The following is a 16978-nucleotide window of genomic DNA, read 5'->3' on the forward strand; positions in this document are numbered from 1 at the left end:
GGACGCCGAGCCGGGACCTCGACCGAGAGGTGACGATGATATCGCCGTGCGAGCGGTTGCAACGCCGCCTTGGATGACGCATTTCCCCGTCGCGACGACATCGCAATTCGCCTGGCATTTGCTCTCCAGTCCTTTTCGGGAATCCTATTTCTTGGCAACGGTGCCGGTCATGAAATCTCTACATCGCGCGTGCCGGCACCGCTATCCGAATCCGCCGGGTCTTGTCATGTAACGGTCTCGTTCGCCAAAGCCTTCCGAGCCGGCTCAGGTCGCGATGTCCTCCCGGGCCGATCGACGAGTTCCGTCGTAGCTCGACAGCAGAACCGGAGCGCCGTCCGTCGGCACGGGCAGCGGGTGTTTGCGGCTGGGTCGACCTCCAGGGGCGCCGTCGACCGCGCTGAGCCGACGATGCTGCAGGAAGGTCCGCAGCAGCACGCGCGCCTCGAAAAGCACGAACTCGGCGCCGACGCAGCGGTATACACCGCCGCCGAACGGCAGCCACGTGTTGGTGCCGGGCCGCGAATCCACAAAGCGCTCGGGCCGGAACGCCAGCGGATCGGGATGCAGGTCCTCGCGCTCGTGCATCGCCATGATCGCGAGGATGACGTAGGCGCCGCGCGGGATGTGCAGACCGTTGAGGTCGAAGTCCCGCATTGCCCGGCGGCCCGTGATGGGCAGCGCCGGACGAACGCGCATCGACTCGGCGATCACCGCGTCGAGGTAGGCATCCTCACCGCGGTCGATACTCTCCTCGAGTGTGGCGAGCGTCTCGGGCTGGTGAACCAGCAGCTCGGCCACCCAACCCAAGGTGACCGCGGTGGCGGCGTAGCCGGCCAGCATCAGCCCGCGCATCGAGCGCGCCAGAAACGCGTCGTCGCGCGGATGCTCGTCCTGCTGATTGATCTCCAGGAACAACGTCAGGCAATCGTCGGGCCGGGCCCCCGTCTGCCGCCGCTCGGCGATTTCTTCGAGGACGATCGCGTCGACCGCGGCGGCCGTGCGTGCGACCGACGGGACCGCCACCCAGTTGCCGCGCAGCGCCATCGTGACCATGCCGACACCGAGGAAGCTCGGGCTTTCGGTGGACGCGCAGTGCGCCAGCATCGCCTTCTCCAGGCGCTGCATCCGCTCGGGTTTCGAGACGCCGAAGATCACCGTCATCATTACGTCGAGTGACAGCTGGCCGCCGATATCGCAGAACTCGACACGCTCGCCGAGCGGCCATTCCGGCAGCCTGCGCAACACGATGTCGGTCATGGCCTGCTCGTAGGACTTCAGGGCTTTGCCGTGCAGGGGCGGCGCGACCTTGCGCTTCTCTTCCAGGTGGGCTTCGCCCTCGAGGAAGATGAACGCGTCGCTTCCGAACAGCTTCTCGTGGGGCGAGAACCGCTTCATCAGCTCTCCGAACGACAGTGCGCCGTCCCGGTCGGCGAACACGGCCTTGGCGTCCTCGGGGGACGACGTGACGACCATTTTGGGGCCGAACGGGATGTCGATCAGGAACCGCTCGCCGATGCCACGCAGCGGCGACTGCTGGCCCAATGGCCGAAAGAACCGTCCGCGATCGCGCGCCAATCCGCGCACACCGACGCGGGGCAACGTGTCGATGCTGCGGTGAGCGGTGCCGGCAGTCATCTTCACCTCCAACTAGAGATAGCGACCGACCGGAGCCAGCCCAGCGGTGTCGGCGGTTCTGGCCTCCACATTTCGCATAGCCATCGTACTGATCCGGCTAGGTAGTCCGGACTCCTCGACGGTCGCAGCAGCCGAAGGGGCGAGTCGGTGAGCGCCAGCGTTCGCAGCAATACCTCGGCCAGAACAATGTCATTGGCTGCCGCGACCGCCACCCTTTCCAGACGCCAGTCGAGCAGCCGTTGCGGGACTACCGCCCATCATCGACAGGCCTGATGGCAAAGTCGTTGATGCGGTTGGACATCCACATCGGGGTGATCTTTTCGGCGGCCCTACCCATCGCAGCCTTTCCCGACACGCTCTCCTATACCAAGCAGTCCCAGCCTTGCATGCTGGGACTGCTTGGGCAGGTTAGTAAGCGAGCGGCAGGTGATGTCTTGGCCTAGCCAATAAAGTTCGTTGCACGGCCAGCGAGTCCGCTCCAGGCGGCTAGCTCTTCCAGACCACCTTGTCAGTGCCGCCGGCGTCGCGGTAAACGACGCTGTCGGGGTTCGTACCATTACGAACGTCGAAGTAGAGCCGCCCCGTGACCTGCTGGCCTAATGGGAGTGGCCCCTCCGGAAGGCCGTCGGTCTGGTTTCCTTTCATCACCGCGAAGGTCGAGCTGTTGGCAGCCCGCGCGTTGAAGTCGGCGATGTTCGGAGTCGCGTTGCCGCTCACCCCTTTGGCCGTGACGTCGGAGTACCAGATGCCGTCGTTGTGGCCGCTGGGCTGGAGGTTGCTCACGGTGTAGTCGATGGTGCCGCCATTGCTGGAAAGCTCGGCCATTTGACCGAACTGCAGCGCTTGCGGGTCGGCGAAAGCCGGTGTTGCCATCAGAACTCCGGCCGTGGCGACGCCGGCAGCAGTTGCGATCGTCTTTGATGCGATGCGCGAGAACGTCATCTCAATCTCCCTCCGCAATATCTTTGTTGTCCAGGGGGCAACAGCAATATCGACGGCGTATATCCAAGCTCGGCAATTCCGAAACCTGCGCGGGGTTTACCGCCTCAGGGGTGGAGGTTCCATTGGCCGCAGTCTTGAGCCAGAACGTCGTTGACATCGACTTCCTGCCCGCCGACCACCGGCCCGGGGGTAGACGCAGTGCTCACGATGCGCTGATAAAGAACGGCCGCGGGGTCGACCTGGCCATGCGACCAGGACCGGGTCTGCCACGCCCAGCGGTGGCCGGGAGTACGCGAATTGCCAATCACGCCGTCAGCGGCGGCCCACTGGCACACATTGATGCCGCCGTAGACGCCGGTGCGCTGCACGCCGAGTACCGAGTTGATTCCGCGAAACCATTGCAGCGCAACGTTATTCCAGGTGTCGCGGCTGATGTCGTCGTCGACGGTGAAGAAAATCGGTGCACTTCGACCGCCACCCGCGGCGTTATGCAGCTGCGAAGCGGTGTGGGCGTCGGAGACGCCACCGGCGAACCCTCGGCTGAAGTCTGATGGTGCGGTGCCGCCCGGCTTCCCGTACTGGTAGTTGCTGACGATCACCAGCCCCGCGGCGGTCAGCGCCTCGGCGTAGGGCCGGGTGATCGGCTTGGCGCCAAAGGAAGAGCCGGGGCGGGAGAGTGAGACGTAGTTGATTACCCCGGAATGCCCGGCCGCCCGGATGTCTTGGGCCGGAATCTGGTGCATGGCAAAGTCGATCAGCGTTGGAGCGGCCGCCGCCCTCGCAGTCGGACTGCCGCCGCGTGCGGCCGCTGCACCCATTCCGGCCAGCGCCGTCACCGCGGTGGCGTAGCGGAGTGCGTCACGGCGGGAAACCGGCATCCGGCGATGTTAACAATGTGGCTGCTGTTAACGGTGTTGCCGCGCTGGTGTGCGCCGCCATCGGGCCGCGGGTTGGCGCCGACCGTGCAGCTCGTGAATGGGTTTTCCGCCTTCCCGCGTACATAACCTGCACAGTCGGCCATTTCAAGCGATCCCCGCGAAACTGCGAAATGCAGATATCCGCCAACGATGTCGAGTATTGGACTACTCAGGAGATTTTCCCGAACTCGACGGACCATATCGATAGCCCTCGAGGGATCAGGTTCAACGACGGGAGCGGATATGTTGATTGCGATTCTCAACCAGTCGACTTTGGTGTCGGACGAGGATGCCGCCACCATGACCCAGGCGATCGCCGCCCAGGTCCGATTAGATGTCGCGCCGTTGTGGGACCGAGCTCCAGCAGCGGTGATCTTCTACACCGATTCAAAGGATGTGCCCGCTACCGCGCACGGCATTGCATTGGTCGACACCATCAAAGATCAGCCCAAAGGCGTGCTCGGCTATCACACCGAAGATCAGGGCGGAAAGCTCTGGGGCGTGGTCGCCGCGCAGCCGGAACTCGAAAACGGCGGAAAGGCGACGACGGGGGATTGGAGTGTTTCCAGCGTGCTGTCGCACGAAGTGCTCGAAATGTATATCGACCCCAACTGCAATCTGTGGGCCAACGACGGACACGGCAAGGCGTACAGCTTCGAGGTGTGCGACCCAGTCGAGGCGCCGAGCTATGCGGTCAACGGCGTCTCGGTGTCGAACTTTGTGACGCCGGCGTGGTTCGACCCGCTGTCGGATCACGCCACCGCGCAGTACGACAAACTCGGACAGTTGCACGCGCCGTTCAGCATTCTCAAGGGCGGCTACGTCGTCTACGAGTCCGCCGGCGCAGAGCATCAGAAGTTCGGTGAAAACTTTCCGGACTGGCGCAAACAGATGAAGTCCGGCAAGCTCGCCCGCACTCGGCGACGCCTCAAGCAGACCGAAGCGCTGTTCGCGCAAGCAAGCGCATGAGGAAGGCGATGCCTGATGGCGACGCACGAGTCTGCTGACATCACGCCGAGGACGCAAGAGGTTCGGCTCGCGGCAACCATGACTGGCGGAGTGAGCCTGGCGATTTGGATGGCGGGAGTTGCCCGTGAAATCAACCTACTGGCGCAGGCGTCCCAGTGGCGCAGAGTAGGCGGAGACCTCCCGGTAAACAGCACGCTGAAGCCGCACGCGGAGCAATCGCTGAAGCTCTACCGAAAACTCATCGATCTGCTCGACATCGTCGTCGACGTCGACATCTTGTCGGGGACCAGCGCTGGCGGGATCAATGCCGCCCTGCTCGCGTCGTCCCGAGTCACGGGATCCGACCTCGGCGGTCTGCGCGATATCTGGCTCGACATCGGCGCGTTGACGGAGCTGATCAGAAACCCCACGGACAAGATCGTGCCGTCACTGCTGTACGGAGACCGGCGCATGTTCAGCGAATTGAACAAGCAGATCCCAGACCTCAAGTCGGGGCCGTTCCCGCCCGCCAAATATGCGGAGCAGCTCGGCTGTCCGTCGACCACGCTCTACGTCACGACGACCCTAATCAACGGGGAGACAAGCCAATTCACCGACTCGTTCGGCACCCGCGTGCAGGACGTCGACCGGCGCGGTGTCTTCACATTCACCGAAACGGACTTGGCAGACAAAGACAAGTTTTCCGCTTTGGCGTTGGCCGCCCGAAGCTCTGCCTCGTTTCCCGCTGCGTTCGAACCCTCTTTCGTTCCGCTCACCACAGGCACCCCGGCGACGAAGGATGTGCCGGCCCGACCGCCGATGGCCGACTTCATCAACATCACCAAGTCGCACTGGGTCGCCGACGGTGGCCTGCTGGACAATCAGCCGATCGACGTGTTACTCCAGCGCATCTTCGATCGCCCCGCCGAGCGTCCGGTGCGACGGGTGCTGTTGTTCGTCGTGCCTTCGTCCGGGCCGCAACTGGTGCAACAGCCGCCGCCCGACAAGGTGGCCGAACCGCTCGGCCTTGTCGAGGGATTGATGAAGGACCTGACCGCGGTGACGACTCAATCGATCGCCGCCGATCTCCGCACGATCAGGGCTCATCAGGACCGCATGGAAGCGCGAACGGATGCCAGGCTTCGACTCGCGGAATTGGCCAACGAGCTTTCGAACTCACGGCTGCTCACCCCGAATCTGTTGGAAGACTACAAAAATCGGGAGGCAAGCAAACAAGCCCAAGCCCTCACCGATGCCCTGCTGCGGCAACTCAGCACGTGGGATCCAAAGTCAGGCAGCGCACCCGATGGGATTCCCGAAAACTGGCAACTCCGGCTCGGCATCGGGGGCGACGCTGAGAAAGTGTGTCGGCAATCGATCAAGGGCGCGATCCTGCAACGCTGGTCCCAGTCAGGTGAACAGCTGCTGCCGGAAAGTGCGGCCGACCTCTACCGCTATGGGCAGACGGCATTCGACCTGGCGAAGGGATCCGCGCTCGAAGTCGTCGACGCGGCTTGTGAACTCGCGCAGCGAGACTCAGATTTCGACTCGCTTGCCCAGCTGACCAGAGGAATCCATAACGCCGACAAACCCGGTGCCGCCGCCGATCAGCTCGCCGCGGAGCGTCGACCGATGCCGTTGCCGATGGATCTCACCGAAATTGTTCGTTCGGTCTGCACCGCCGGAGACCAAGCGGGCGAGAGGCTTGGACAGGCCGCAGGCGAGATCGCCATCAGATACCTCGACGAACGCGAGTTACCGGCCACAGCTTGGTCAAATCTCGAGGCCATCTTCGAGAGGCACTGGAATACGCTGACGAGGCTCGCCGACGCGCCGACCGACGCGGACGCCGAGCGCCGCCATCCAGCCTCGCAACCCGCGCGGGATAACGCCGCGGTCAAGGAACTGCGCACGTACCTCGAATACCTTCGATCATCGACTGAGCCGGCAGGCATCTCGCTGAAACTGTTCGATCTTGCTGCGACGCAGCGTGCAATGCTTCCCGCGGGCGCGGATATCGAGCAGCCGTTGCAGCTCATCCAGGTGAGTGCGGACACCCGGTCGCTGCTCGCACCCGAGTTCTCCACGGCCGAGGAGAAGCTCACGGGGATGCAGCTGCACCACTTCGGCGCGTTCTACAAGCGCTCCTGGCGAGCCAACGACTGGATGTGGGGCCGACTCGACGGTGCGGGTTGGCTCGTGCACATGCTGCTTGATCCGAGGCGGGTGCTGCGAGTCGTGCAGCGCAACGCCAACCAGCTCACGGCACCCGGAGCCAAGAAGGAGTGGTTTCTCGACCAACTCAAAACCTTTGGTGCACCGGCGATCCCAGAAGACGGCTACCAACTGCCTTCGGTCGGCAAAGCGCCGGCTAAGGTTTTGAACCAGCAGACGCTGTTGGACGAACTCGAATTTCTGGAGGACTCGAAGGCTCCGATACCGTCCAGCATTCCGAATACCTCGCTATGGCTGGCGCAAGCCTGGCAGCAACGGGTAGTCGACGAGGAATTAAGCGTGCTGGCCAAGACGGTCCTCGAACCGCACCACCAGCCGCAGCCGGATTGGAGCCCGACGCGGACTCGAACGTGGGCCCGGGATGTCGTGGCAGCGGTCCGACCGGAGGCCAAATATGAGCTGCTGAAGAAGAACCCCGTGCCGTGCGAGACGTTACTCACCGACAAGGGTTCTCCGCTGATGGCACGCACGATCACAAAGGCGGCCGCGACCGCATCGGCGGCGATCGGCTCGATCAGCGGGATTCCCAGCGTCGTCAAGCCGCCTTTGGCTACACTCCGCACCCTGACCCTCAGCGGCTATCGGGTGACATCGACGACCAAAGGCATTGCCAGGCGGTCGATTATCGTCGGCGCCGTGTTGTTGATAACGGGTGTCGCATTCGCAATCCAATCGTTCGCCATCTTCGGCATTACCGGCCTGGCGATGGCTGGGCTCGGCGCCTACCTTCTTGTCCTGGGCACCTGGCAGTGGTCGAGCAGGCTGTTGTTCGCGCTGTTGTCGTTCACCATCGTCGGCGCGGTGCTTTCGTTGGCCACGCCGCTCGTGAGCACACGGCTATTCGGTGCCGAAGACCATCCGGGACTGCTGGGTCGAAACGTCTACTGGCTCGGCACGCAATGGTGGCACCCGCTGGCCGCTGTCGGGGCGCTCGTTGTAGCCGTGGCCGCACTAGGCGCGGCAAACCCTCGGCGAAAGTGACCCTTCGCCTGTCCACGCAGCCGCAACGCGAAAAGTAGCCAGACAGGCTTTAGGTATGCGGTGGACGGGTATACGGGCACGGCAGCTTCCGTCAGTTCTGGGGGGGCAAACCAGCACCCGGAAGGGAGCCTGATGAGCGCCGATTTTCCGCCTAGCCTCGATGTCGAGATGACAGGATTTATCCGTGGCCTGCAACGACAGCAAGTGACCGACGTCAAGGGTGTTCTGTCCGAATTGACGGCTGGGGCGGTTCGGCTCGTGCCGGGCGCGCAACATGCCGGAATCACGGTGTCTGCTCACGGGAAGGTGTCCACGGAGGCGGCGACAGGTCCGCTTCCCGCGGAACTCGACGAGATTCAAGATCGCTATGGGATGGGCCCCTGCGTGTCCGCGGCAAAGAACGAGAACGTTGTCCGCGTGGACGACATCGAGCACGACCAGCGATGGCCGGCCTACAGCCGAGCCGCCATCGCTCGGACACCGATCCGCTCGGTGCTCAGCTTGGCATTGGTCTCCGACTCGCCGGGTAAAAGCGCCTTGAACGTGTACGCCGAGAAGCCGCACGCCTTCGACGTCGGCATCACCGAGACCGCAGTGACGTACGCGGCCTACACGTCGATGGCATGGCTGCTGGTACGCCGTGACGCCCAGTTCCACAAGGCGATTGAGTCGCGAGACATCATCGGTCAGGCAAAGGGCATGCTGATGGAGCGGTTCAAGATCGATGCCGTCCAGGCATTCGAGCTCCTCAAGCGATTGTCCCAATCGTCGAACACACCGCTGGCTAAAGTCGCCGCGGGGTTGGTCGAAGCCGAACGTCGTGAGGCGAGCTCCGAGACCACGCGGAGCTGACTGGCAGTACACCTCGCCTTGAGTACACCAGGGCAGCGAGCAAGCAAGAACGTAAAACGGTTTCCCGCAAGGGGGTAACGATGTCGCTGCGAGTGCGTGTCCTAGATTTTCTGCGGGCCGGCTATCCCGCGACCATTGCCGGCCGCGGCTTTATTCCGCTGCTCGCGCTGTGTCGACGTCGGCTGTCCGATGACGAGGTGTCCACTGTTGCCGACGAACTGATGGTGGCCGGCAACGTGCCGGTCGACGGGGCCGATGTGCACGTGGCGATCACCAAGTTGGTTGATGACCTGCCCTCGTTGGAGGACGTCCGGCGGGTCAACGAGCGACTCGTTCGGGGCGGATGGTCGGTGACGGACGTCTTCCGCTCCTCAAACTGAAAGCCCGCTGGGCGAACGGCGCGCCCGGTTTATCCCGCGGCGGTCGGGGCACACACTGCAGCAATGATCCGATTTGCCGGTGTTGCAGTTGCAGTTGTACTCGGAGCCGCGCTGAGCTACCTCGCCGTCGCGACGTCGCCTGGTTACGCGGTGCCCGCCGCGATCGTCAGTGCCCTCGCACTCGTCGGGGTCTACGATGTGCTACAGCGCCGGCACTCGGTATTGCGTAACTATCCGATACTGGGGCACATGCGCTTTCTGCTGGAAGCGATTCGCCCCGAATTGCAGCAGTATTTCATCGAGCGCAACTTCGACGGCCGACCTTTCGATCGGGACGTCCGGTCGCTGATCTACGAGCGAGCGAAAGGCGTTGCGGCCGAACAGTCTTACGGCACCGAACGTGACATCGATTACCCGGGCTACGAGTACTTGGTGCACTCTGTTGCGCCAGTGGAGCCTGCCCCAGAGCCCTTCCGGGTGCGCATCGGCGGACCGGACTGCAAGCAGCCCTATGACATGGCGTTGTTGAACATTTCCTCGATGAGTTTCGGCTCACTGTCCGGCAACGCATTGCGCGCACTGAATAACGGCGCGCGCAAAGGTCATTTCGCGCATGACACCGGAGAAGGCGGGCTCACTCCCTACCACCTCGGTGGCGCCGACGTGATCTGGGAGCTTGGTTCAGGCTACTTCGGTGCGCGCAAGAGCGACGGCTCTTTCGACCCGAAACTGTTCGCGGAGAAGGCCGCTCACGACGCGGTCAAAGCAATCTCGATCAAGCTCAGTCAGGGCGCCAAACCCGGTTTCGGCGGTGTGTTGCCCGCGGCGAAGGTGAGCAAAGAGATCGCGGCCTACCGGGGCGTGCCCGTGGGGGAGAAATGCGTCAGCCCGGCCGCGCACTCTGCGTTCGCAACCCCTCGCGAACTGATGGCGTTCGTGGTGCAGTTACGCGAGCTCACCGGCGGCAAGCCGGTGGGCATGAAGTTGTGTGTCGGTTCGCGGCTCGACGTGCTGGCGTTGTGTAAGGCAATGCTCGCCGAGGGAGTATCTCCCGACTTCATCATCGTCGACGGTGCCGAAGGTGGTACCGCGGCGGCACCGCTGGAATACGAGGACCACGTTGGTCTTCCGCTCACCGACGGACTGATGATCGTGCACAATGCGTTGGTCGGGACGGGCCTACGGACAAACATCCGGATCGGTGCGAGCGGCAAGGTCGCCACCGGAAACGACATCGTCAAGCGGATCATCCAAGGTGCGGACTACACCAACTCGGCCCGCGCGATGATGATGGCGACGGGTTGTATCCAGTCGCAGCGATGCCACACCAACCGTTGCCCGGTCGGCGTCGCCACCCAGGATCCACGTCGCGCCCGCGCGCTCGACGTCGCCGACAAGAGCGAGCGGGTGTACCGATACCAGCGCGCCACTGTCAAGCAGGCGATGTACATGATGGCGTCGATGGGAGTGTCGCACCCGTCGCAGCTCAACCCGCATATGCTGCGCAAGCGCATTTCGCCGAGCGAACAACTTTCCTACGCCGAACTTTACGAGTGGCTCACACCCGGAGAGCTGCTCGAACACACCCCGGTGTGGTGGCAGGCGGATTGGGACGCCGCCGACCCCGATTCGTTTGCGCCGATGACCGCGAAACTGCCGTCTCCTAGACGCCTTTGACCGATGTCTGGAAGAGCACGACCGAAACCTGAAAATGGGACGGTCGTGCCAGCTACCAAGTCGCCGCAACCTACTCTAAATTAATAGAGTAGGTTGTTTTTGTTTGTTCGGCCCCGCGAAAGGATCAAGGACATTGAGTAACTCCATTGCGGTCTTCAACCCGTCCAACGAGGAGCAGATCGCGGAGGTCCCCGATTCCGACCAGGCAACGGTCGACGCGGCGGTCGCCAGGGCTCGCGAGACATTCGAATCCGGAGTGTGGCGTAAGGCGCCGGCAACGCACCGCGCAAACGTCCTGTTCCGCGCCGCGGGCATCATCGAGGAGCGCGCCGACGAGCTTGCCGCACTCGAAGCCCAAGACAACGGCATGAACTCCCAGGCGGCCAAGCACATCATCCCCGTGTCGGTCGACATGCTGAAGTACTACGCCGGCTGGGTCGGGAAGATCCACGGCGAATCGGCCCCCCTGGTGTCCGACGGGCTGCTCGGCAGCTGGGAGACCTACCACACCTTCACCCAGCTCGAGCCGGTCGGCGTGGTCGGCCTCATCATCCCGTGGAACGGACCCTTCTTCGTCGCCATGCTCAAGGTCGCGCCCGCGCTCGCAGCGGGGTGTAGCGCCGTGCTGAAGCCGGCCGAGGAAACACCACTGACCGCGCTGAAGCTGGAGGAGATCTTCCGTGAGGCGGGGCTGCCCGACGGCGTCCTGAACGTGATCACCGGCTACGGCGAGACCACGGGTGCGGCGCTGACTGCGCATCCGGACGTCGACAAGATCTCCTTCACCGGATCGACGGAGGTCGGCCGGTTGATCGTCAAGGCGGCCGCCGGCAACCTCAAGCGCCTGACGCTCGAGCTCGGCGGCAAGTCGCCGCTGATCATGTTCGACGACGCCAACCTGGACAAGGCGATCATGGGTGCCGGCATGGGCCTGCTGGCCGGGTCGGGGCAGAACTGCTCGTGCACGTCGCGCATCTACGTTCAGCGCGGCATCTACGACCAGGTCGTGGAGGGTTTGGCCGCCTTCGCCAAGATGCTGCCGATGGGTGGCAGCGAAGACCCCAATTCTGTTCTGGGACCGCTGATTAGCGACAAGCAGCGGACCCGGGTTGCCGGCATCGTGGACGACGGCGTTGCCGGCGGGGCCAAGGTGATCACCGGGGGCAAGCCGATGGACCGTAAGGGCTACTTTTACGAGGCGACGATCATCACCAACACCACGCCCGATATGCGGCTGATCAAGGAGGAGATCTTTGGGCCGGTCGGCTGCGTGATCCCGTTCGACGACGAGGACGAAGTGCTGGCCGCCGCGAACGACACCCACTACGGGCTCGCCGGGGCGATCTGGACGGAGAACCTCGCTCGTGCCCACCGCGTGGTGAATGAGCTTCGCGCGGGCCAGATCTGGGTGAACTCCGCGCTCGCCGCGGATCCGTCGATGCCGATCAGCGGCCATAAGCAGTCGGGGTGGGGCGGTGAACGCGGCCGCAAAGGCATCGAGGCTTACTTCAACACCAAGGCCGTCTACATCGGCCTCTGATCGAATTGGCCTGAAGAGTTCACAGCGTGGCCCTTTCACCGTCGGCACTGGCGATGGAAGACTGCCGGCCGTGGCTCACGAAATTCACATCAAGACCACCGACGGCGGAGTCGTCTACCCGACCGCATTCAGCTACGGCCGTAAAGAGGGTGACCTCTGGGTCCAGGTCGGTGATGACCTGGAGCACGCGGACACCATCTACTTCGCCAGCGGCTACTGGCAGCAGTACGTCGTCGACCCGCATGGCGAAGACCCGCTCGACCTCGACCTCGAATTCGAGGATGAAGAGTACGAGGACGATGAGGCCGAATACGAGGACTACGACGAGGAGCAGGACATCGCGGAGTAGATCAGGCCTCTAACACCGCGACGACCTTCTTGGCCGTTGCCTTGGCTGACCCCGGATTTTGACCCGTCACCAGCCGCCCGTCGACAACGACGTGTGAAGCGAAGGGAATCAATCCCTTTCCGTATCGGGCGCCGCGCTTCTTTATTTCGGCTTCGGCGTTGTAGGGCACCAGTTTGTCGACCCGGGCCAGCACCTCCTCCGTCCAGGCGAACCCGGTTAGTTTGCGCCCCGCGACCAGAAGCTCGCCGTTCGACAGCTTGGTGTTGAGCAGGCCGCAGTAACCATGGCACACCGAGGACACGACCCCGCCGCGCTCGAAAATCTCGCGCGTAATACGTTGCAGGCCTTCGCTATCGGGGAAGTCGAACATCACCGCGTGACCACCGGTGAAGTAGATCGCGTCGAAGGCCGCCGAGTCGATGTCAGCGGGCGACGCGGTGCGGTGCAGGAGCATCATCTTGCGGTCGTTCTTCCGCCAGGCCTTGGCGCTCTTGTTGTAGTTCGGAAATTTCAGCGACCGCGGCTCCAGCGGGGAGACACCGCCCTTGGGGCTGACGATCGTCTGCTCATAGCCGGCTTCGGCGAAGACGTGGTAGGCATGCGTCAACTCCGAGAGCCACAGCCCGGTCGGCTTCGACGGGTCCTCGTAGTGGGAGACATTGCTGACGACGTTCAGGATCCGCTTGGTCATCGCTCAAGCATTCCGTTCGCGCCCTGCCGGCGCCAGCAATTCGCGGGTCAGAACAAAGTGGTCAACTCTGTCATCAGCTGGCTCAGATCGGACGCCCCGGACGCGGCGTCCGCCGCCGGGATGTCGAACAGGGTGAACTGCTGGCCGAAAAACGTGCCGACATCTTCGATTCCGGCCGAGTCACTGACGAATTGGTTCTCGAAAAACAGTGGGACGATGATGGTTTGGTCCCCGGTGCCAAATCCCTGGAGATCGATATAGCTGTTGGTGAAGTACGGCACATCACCAGAGATTGACGCGAACGGCCCGTAGAACGTCTGGATGGTGTCCGAAAACGATCCGTCCGCCGGTGCCGCGCCGCTGCTGTCGAACACCTGCTGGTACGTGCTGTCGACCACGTTCGGGATATTCAGCAAATTCAGGTGCGCCGAATAGTCGCCAGAGCCGGGGATAAAGGACGTGAATACCTGGTCCTCGGTTGTGGCCCACCCGTCGGGAAGATAAGACACCACGTTCGTCGGCGCCCCGTCCGCCTCGCCTCCCAGGGCGAAATAGTCCGCCGGCCACACCTCGATGGGCGAGGGATCGGGATCGGCGTAGGCGACCGGCGTACTCCCGACCGCGATGCCGACGCCGATGCCCAGCCAGATGCCGAAAAGTACGACGCCGCCGTGGGTCCGCATCGTGATCACCCCTCGAACAGAGTTACCGGTACGCTGTGTACCCCTAAAGGTTAGCGGTACAACACGTACCTGTAAAGGGGTGAATCAGACTAGCTCGGATATGTCGAGATCACGGCTCACGGTCGGCTGAACGTGAGCATGCCTTCTTCGTGATCGAGCGCCCGCTGAAGCGCGCGCAGGCTCGTGTCGGGGAGCATGCCGGCGTCGCGCCAGCGCACCAGTTCGTCGCGCTGGGCGTCGATGGCCGCGCGACGGATTTCGAGGAGCGCCTCGTCGTTGGGGAACGAGGGAAGGTGGTCGGTGTCGGTGTCGTCGAGCAGGTCAAGCTGTTGCTGTCGCGTCTTGAGCCGGGTCGACAGTTGCTTGCGCACGGTGTCGATGGCTTGTCGATCAATCTGGTTGTCGCTCTGCTGATTCAGTGCGTCGAGCCGCTCGATCGCGGCCCGGATCGCGGCGACGCCGGCGAGTTTGCGTAGCCGCGACTCGTCGGCCGGTTTGACCCGAATGCCCAAGGCCCGGGCCAACGGCGCGAACGTAAGGCCTTGGCCGATCAGCGTCACCAGTACCACCATCAACGTGCAGAACAGCAGAAGGTCTCGCGCGGGGAACGGGGCGCCGCTCTCGGTCACCAGCGGAACTGTGAAGATTGCGGCGAGGCTCACCACCCCGCGGGTGCCGGCCCAACTGAGCACGAAAACCTCACGCACACTGAGTCGTTGCGAAGCCCGGACGCGGGCCAAGTCGGTGGGGACCGAATCAGCCATTTCGTCGGGCTCCGCGCCCGAGACGCCGCCGAGCCGGGAATGCAATGGTTGCGGCAACAATTGGGTGACCAATAGCCAGAGCGGCCGCATCAACAGCACCACGGTAAGGGTGCCGCCCACCGCCCAAAGGACCGTGGCCGTCGGATACTTGCTGAGCCCCTGAAGGATATGTGGCAACTGCTGGCCGATGAGCAAGAACACGAAGCCTTCGAGCAGAAAGTTGGTCAATCGCCAGACGGCCCGCGTCTGCAATCGACTGGCGCCGGATTCTGATCGCGGCAGATCGTGGCCGACGATCAACCCGCAGACCACCACAGCGAGCACGCCGGAAGCGCCGATTTCCTCGGCGGCCAGGTACGCCGCAAACGGGGTGGCGAGTGAAACCGCATTGGCCGTCAAAATGTCCGGTGTCCAGCGGCTGATGAGGCGGCGACAGGCCGCGATGGCGGCCCCCACCGCTAACCCGCCGACGGCCGCCAGCACAAATTTCTCGACCGCCCACGGCGCGGAGAAGCTTCCGCCGCTGGCCGCCGCGATCGCCACGGACAGCGTGGTCAACGCCGTCGCGTCGTTGAGTAACCCCTCACCCTCGATCAGCGTGATGATGTTTGCCGGCAGGCCGACCTTGCGGGCGACGGCGAGCGCCGCGACCGGATCGGGCGGCGCGACCGCGGCACCGAGCGCCGTACCGACCGCGAACGTTGCGCCGCCGACCAGCAGAGCGAACACGATGCCAACCGAACACGCTGTCAGCAAAACGAGAACCACCGACAGGCTGATGACCGTGCGAAGGTTGCGCCGAATCTCGATCAGTGACGACTCCAGCGCCGCGTAGTACAGCAGCGGCGGCAGGATGCAATACAACGCAGGTTCCGGACGAAGTGCGATGTTGGGCCCCGGCAGGAATGCATAGGCGATTCCGCCCAGGGCCAGCAACGCCGCGCTGGGCAGTCCGGTACGTGCCGCGATCCGATCCACCGCCACGATCACGCCGACGGCGGCCAGCAGCAACACCAGCCCCATATGCAAAGTCACGCCTCCATCATCCCCGGCACCTCCGCGTGGCGGCATGCTCGGCCGCTCAGCTCAGGTCGGCTTCGTGTGATCTGCGGAATATCGAGTGGACACGCCATGCTGGCGCTTCCTACCGTTCACCCTGTGGCGAGCAAGCAACCGCTGGAAGACGAGTGGGCTGGTCACACCCGTGGGTCTGCGGGCTACGGACGGCTGCTCGCGGCGCTGGCCTGCGCTGGGGTCGCAACCTTCGCGCAGCTCTACTCGCCCCAGGCCGTCCTGCCGTCGATCTCGGCGGACTTGGGCGTGGGAGCGGCCAGTGCGGCGCTGGTGGTGTCGGCGTCGACGGTCGGACTGGCTATCGGCGTCATCCCATGGTCGGCGCTGGCCGATCGGATCGGCCGGGTCAAGGCGATCTCGATCTCGGTGACCGTCGCGACCCTTGTGGGAATGTTGGTGCCGTTCGCGCCGACGTTCACATTGCTTCTTGCCGGCCGCTTCGTCGAGGGCCTGATGGTCGGCGGCGTGCCCGCTATCGCGGTGGCCTACCTGACCGAAGAGGTCGACCCCGTGCACGCCGCAAGAGCGGCAGGCATATTCGTCGGGGGCACGACGATCGGTGGACTGCTCGGACGCCTCGTGTCCAGCCCCGTCGCCGAGGTAGCGGGCTGGCGTGTCGGTGTCTTCACCGTCGCGGTGATCTGCGGGATCGCGGCAATGGGCTTCGTCAAGCTCGCGCCGGAACCGCGTGGGTTCACGCCTGTGTTGCGTGATGACGCGAATCCCGAAGGGAGCCTTGTTCATCGGCTAAGTGTGAACCTGCGCACGCCTCGCCAGCTGGCGTTGTTTGCGCAGGGGTTTCTGTTGATGGGCGGATTCGTGGCGCTGTACAACTTCCTCGGCTTCTACCTGACCCGTCCACCGTTCCACCTGTCGCGGTCGGCGGTGAGTTTGATGTTCCTGGCCTATCTCGCCGGCACGTGGGCCTCGTCACGAGCAGGGGCTGATGCGACCCGGTTCGGCCGTAAAAGGGTCCTCCTGGCCTCAGTGGCGGTCATGATGCTGGGTATTGCGATCACGTTGAGCGACAACGTGATCGCCGTCCTCGTCGGTTTGGTGGTCGCGACCGCCGGGTTCTTCGGAGCGCACTCGACCGCGGCGGGCTGGACGGGCCAGGCGGCACCGGTCGGCAAGGCCCAAGCGTCGTCGCTGTACAACCTCTTCTACTACGGCGGGTCAAGCGCGGTCGGCTGGCTGGGTGGCGTCGCCTTCGACGCCCGCGGATGGACGGCGGTCGCCGTGACCATCTTGGCCTGTGCCGGTATCGCCGGCGTTCTCGCGGCACTATTCCTGCCCGACGGCTAGCTGAT

At 63.8% G+C, this 16978-nt stretch carries 14 protein-coding genes; 8 read left to right on the forward strand and 6 right to left on the reverse strand.

What is annotated here, in order from left to right:
- Positions 1–264: 264 nt before the first annotated feature.
- From A5658_RS17645 to A5658_RS17655, 3 genes are all read right to left on the reverse strand, one after another.
- On the reverse strand, positions 265–1635 hold the full coding sequence (locus A5658_RS17645) for a cytochrome P450 (protein WP_156751521.1): 1371 nt from the start codon (positions 1633–1635) through the stop codon (positions 265–267).
- Between the two features lie 486 nt (positions 1636–2121).
- Positions 2122–2577 carry an MPT63 family protein gene (locus A5658_RS17650; protein ID WP_067337869.1) on the reverse strand — a complete coding sequence of 152 codons (456 nt, stop codon included), beginning with the start codon at positions 2575–2577 and terminating at the stop codon, positions 2122–2124.
- A 104-nt stretch (positions 2578–2681) separates the two neighbouring features.
- Positions 2682–3455 carry a DUF1906 domain-containing protein gene (locus A5658_RS17655; protein ID WP_067337872.1) on the reverse strand — a complete coding sequence of 258 codons (774 nt, stop codon included), beginning with the start codon at positions 3453–3455 and terminating at the stop codon, positions 2682–2684.
- 282 nt (positions 3456–3737) lie between these two features.
- Here A5658_RS17655 and A5658_RS17660 point away from each other — a divergent pair, with 282 nt between their 5' ends.
- The 7 genes from A5658_RS17660 to A5658_RS17690 all read left to right on the forward strand — a co-directional run bounded on the left by A5658_RS17660 (position 3738) and on the right by A5658_RS17690 (position 12456).
- A complete protein-coding gene (locus tag A5658_RS17660; protein ID WP_067337875.1) occupies positions 3738–4463 on the forward strand; it encodes a hypothetical protein in 726 nt (241 codons plus the stop codon).
- A gap of 15 nt (positions 4464–4478) precedes the next feature.
- Positions 4479–7658: a patatin-like protein gene (locus A5658_RS17665; RefSeq protein WP_082993249.1), complete on the forward strand. Its 3180-nt coding sequence runs from the start codon at positions 4479–4481 to the stop codon at positions 7656–7658.
- Positions 7659–7790: 132 nt separating this feature from the next.
- Positions 7791–8510 (forward strand): GAF and ANTAR domain-containing protein, encoded by a 720-nt coding sequence (locus A5658_RS17670; RefSeq protein WP_067337878.1) that lies wholly within the window; start codon positions 7791–7793, stop codon positions 8508–8510.
- An 80-nt stretch (positions 8511–8590) separates the two neighbouring features.
- Complete coding sequence (locus A5658_RS17675) at positions 8591–8890, forward strand: DUF3349 domain-containing protein (protein ID WP_067337881.1); 300 nt, start codon at positions 8591–8593, stop codon at positions 8888–8890.
- A gap of 63 nt (positions 8891–8953) precedes the next feature.
- On the forward strand, positions 8954–10567 hold the full coding sequence (locus A5658_RS17680; RefSeq protein WP_067337884.1) for an FMN-binding glutamate synthase family protein: 1614 nt from the start codon (positions 8954–8956) through the stop codon (positions 10565–10567).
- 133 nt (positions 10568–10700) lie between these two features.
- Positions 10701–12107, forward strand: a complete 1407-nt coding sequence (locus tag A5658_RS17685; RefSeq protein WP_067337887.1) for an aldehyde dehydrogenase family protein — start codon at positions 10701–10703, stop codon at positions 12105–12107.
- 70 nt (positions 12108–12177) lie between these two features.
- Positions 12178–12456: a hypothetical protein gene (locus A5658_RS17690; RefSeq protein ID WP_067337890.1), complete on the forward strand. Its 279-nt coding sequence runs from the start codon at positions 12178–12180 to the stop codon at positions 12454–12456.
- Position 12457: 1 nt separating this feature from the next.
- Here the strand turns inward: A5658_RS17690 and A5658_RS17695 are convergent, their stop codons facing one another.
- The 3 genes from A5658_RS17695 to A5658_RS17705 all read right to left on the reverse strand — a co-directional run bounded on the left by A5658_RS17695 (position 12458) and on the right by A5658_RS17705 (position 15617).
- A complete protein-coding gene (locus A5658_RS17695) occupies positions 12458–13147 on the reverse strand; it encodes a type 1 glutamine amidotransferase domain-containing protein (RefSeq protein ID WP_067337893.1) in 690 nt (229 codons plus the stop codon).
- A gap of 47 nt (positions 13148–13194) precedes the next feature.
- Positions 13195–13830, reverse strand: a complete 636-nt coding sequence (locus A5658_RS17700) for a hypothetical protein (protein WP_156751522.1) — start codon at positions 13828–13830, stop codon at positions 13195–13197.
- Between the two features lie 116 nt (positions 13831–13946).
- Positions 13947–15617 carry a sodium:proton antiporter gene (locus A5658_RS17705; RefSeq protein ID WP_067337899.1) on the reverse strand — a complete coding sequence of 557 codons (1671 nt, stop codon included), beginning with the start codon at positions 15615–15617 and terminating at the stop codon, positions 13947–13949.
- Positions 15618–15752: 135 nt separating this feature from the next.
- On the opposite strand from A5658_RS17705, the gene A5658_RS17710 reads away from it, so the two are divergent.
- The gene (locus A5658_RS17710) at positions 15753–16973 is read left to right on the forward strand and encodes an MFS transporter (RefSeq protein ID WP_067338514.1); all 1221 of its coding nucleotides are present in this window, start codon (positions 15753–15755) and stop codon (positions 16971–16973) included.
- Positions 16974–16978: the final 5 nt, after the last annotated feature.

Origin of the sequence: Mycobacterium sp. 1245111.1, from assembly GCF_001673405.1 — a bacterium.
Classification (GTDB): domain Bacteria; phylum Actinomycetota; class Actinomycetes; order Mycobacteriales; family Mycobacteriaceae; genus Mycobacterium.

Coding starts and splice junctions, on each gene's coding strand:
- A5658_RS17650 (WP_067337869.1), bottom strand. CDS start 2,577: ATGACGTTCTCGCGCATCGCATCAAAGACGATCGCAACTGCTGCCGGC.
- A5658_RS17655 (WP_067337872.1), bottom strand. CDS start 3,455: ATGCCGGTTTCCCGCCGTGACGCACTCCGCTACGCCACCGCGGTGACG.
- A5658_RS17680 (WP_067337884.1), top strand. CDS start 8,954: ATGATCCGATTTGCCGGTGTTGCAGTTGCAGTTGTACTCGGAGCCGCG.
- A5658_RS17675 (WP_067337881.1), top strand. CDS start 8,591: ATGTCGCTGCGAGTGCGTGTCCTAGATTTTCTGCGGGCCGGCTATCCC.
- A5658_RS17700 (WP_156751522.1), bottom strand. CDS start 13,830: ATGCGGACCCACGGCGGCGTCGTACTTTTCGGCATCTGGCTGGGCATC.
- A5658_RS17705 (WP_067337899.1), bottom strand. CDS start 15,617: ATGGGGCTGGTGTTGCTGCTGGCCGCCGTCGGCGTGATCGTGGCGGTG.
- A5658_RS17695 (WP_067337893.1), bottom strand. CDS start 13,147: ATGACCAAGCGGATCCTGAACGTCGTCAGCAATGTCTCCCACTACGAG.
- A5658_RS17660 (WP_067337875.1), top strand. CDS start 3,738: ATGTTGATTGCGATTCTCAACCAGTCGACTTTGGTGTCGGACGAGGAT.
- A5658_RS17645 (WP_156751521.1), bottom strand. CDS start 1,635: ATGACTGCCGGCACCGCTCACCGCAGCATCGACACGTTGCCCCGCGTC.
- A5658_RS17670 (WP_067337878.1), top strand. CDS start 7,791: ATGAGCGCCGATTTTCCGCCTAGCCTCGATGTCGAGATGACAGGATTT.
- A5658_RS17665 (WP_082993249.1), top strand. CDS start 4,479: ATGGCGACGCACGAGTCTGCTGACATCACGCCGAGGACGCAAGAGGTT.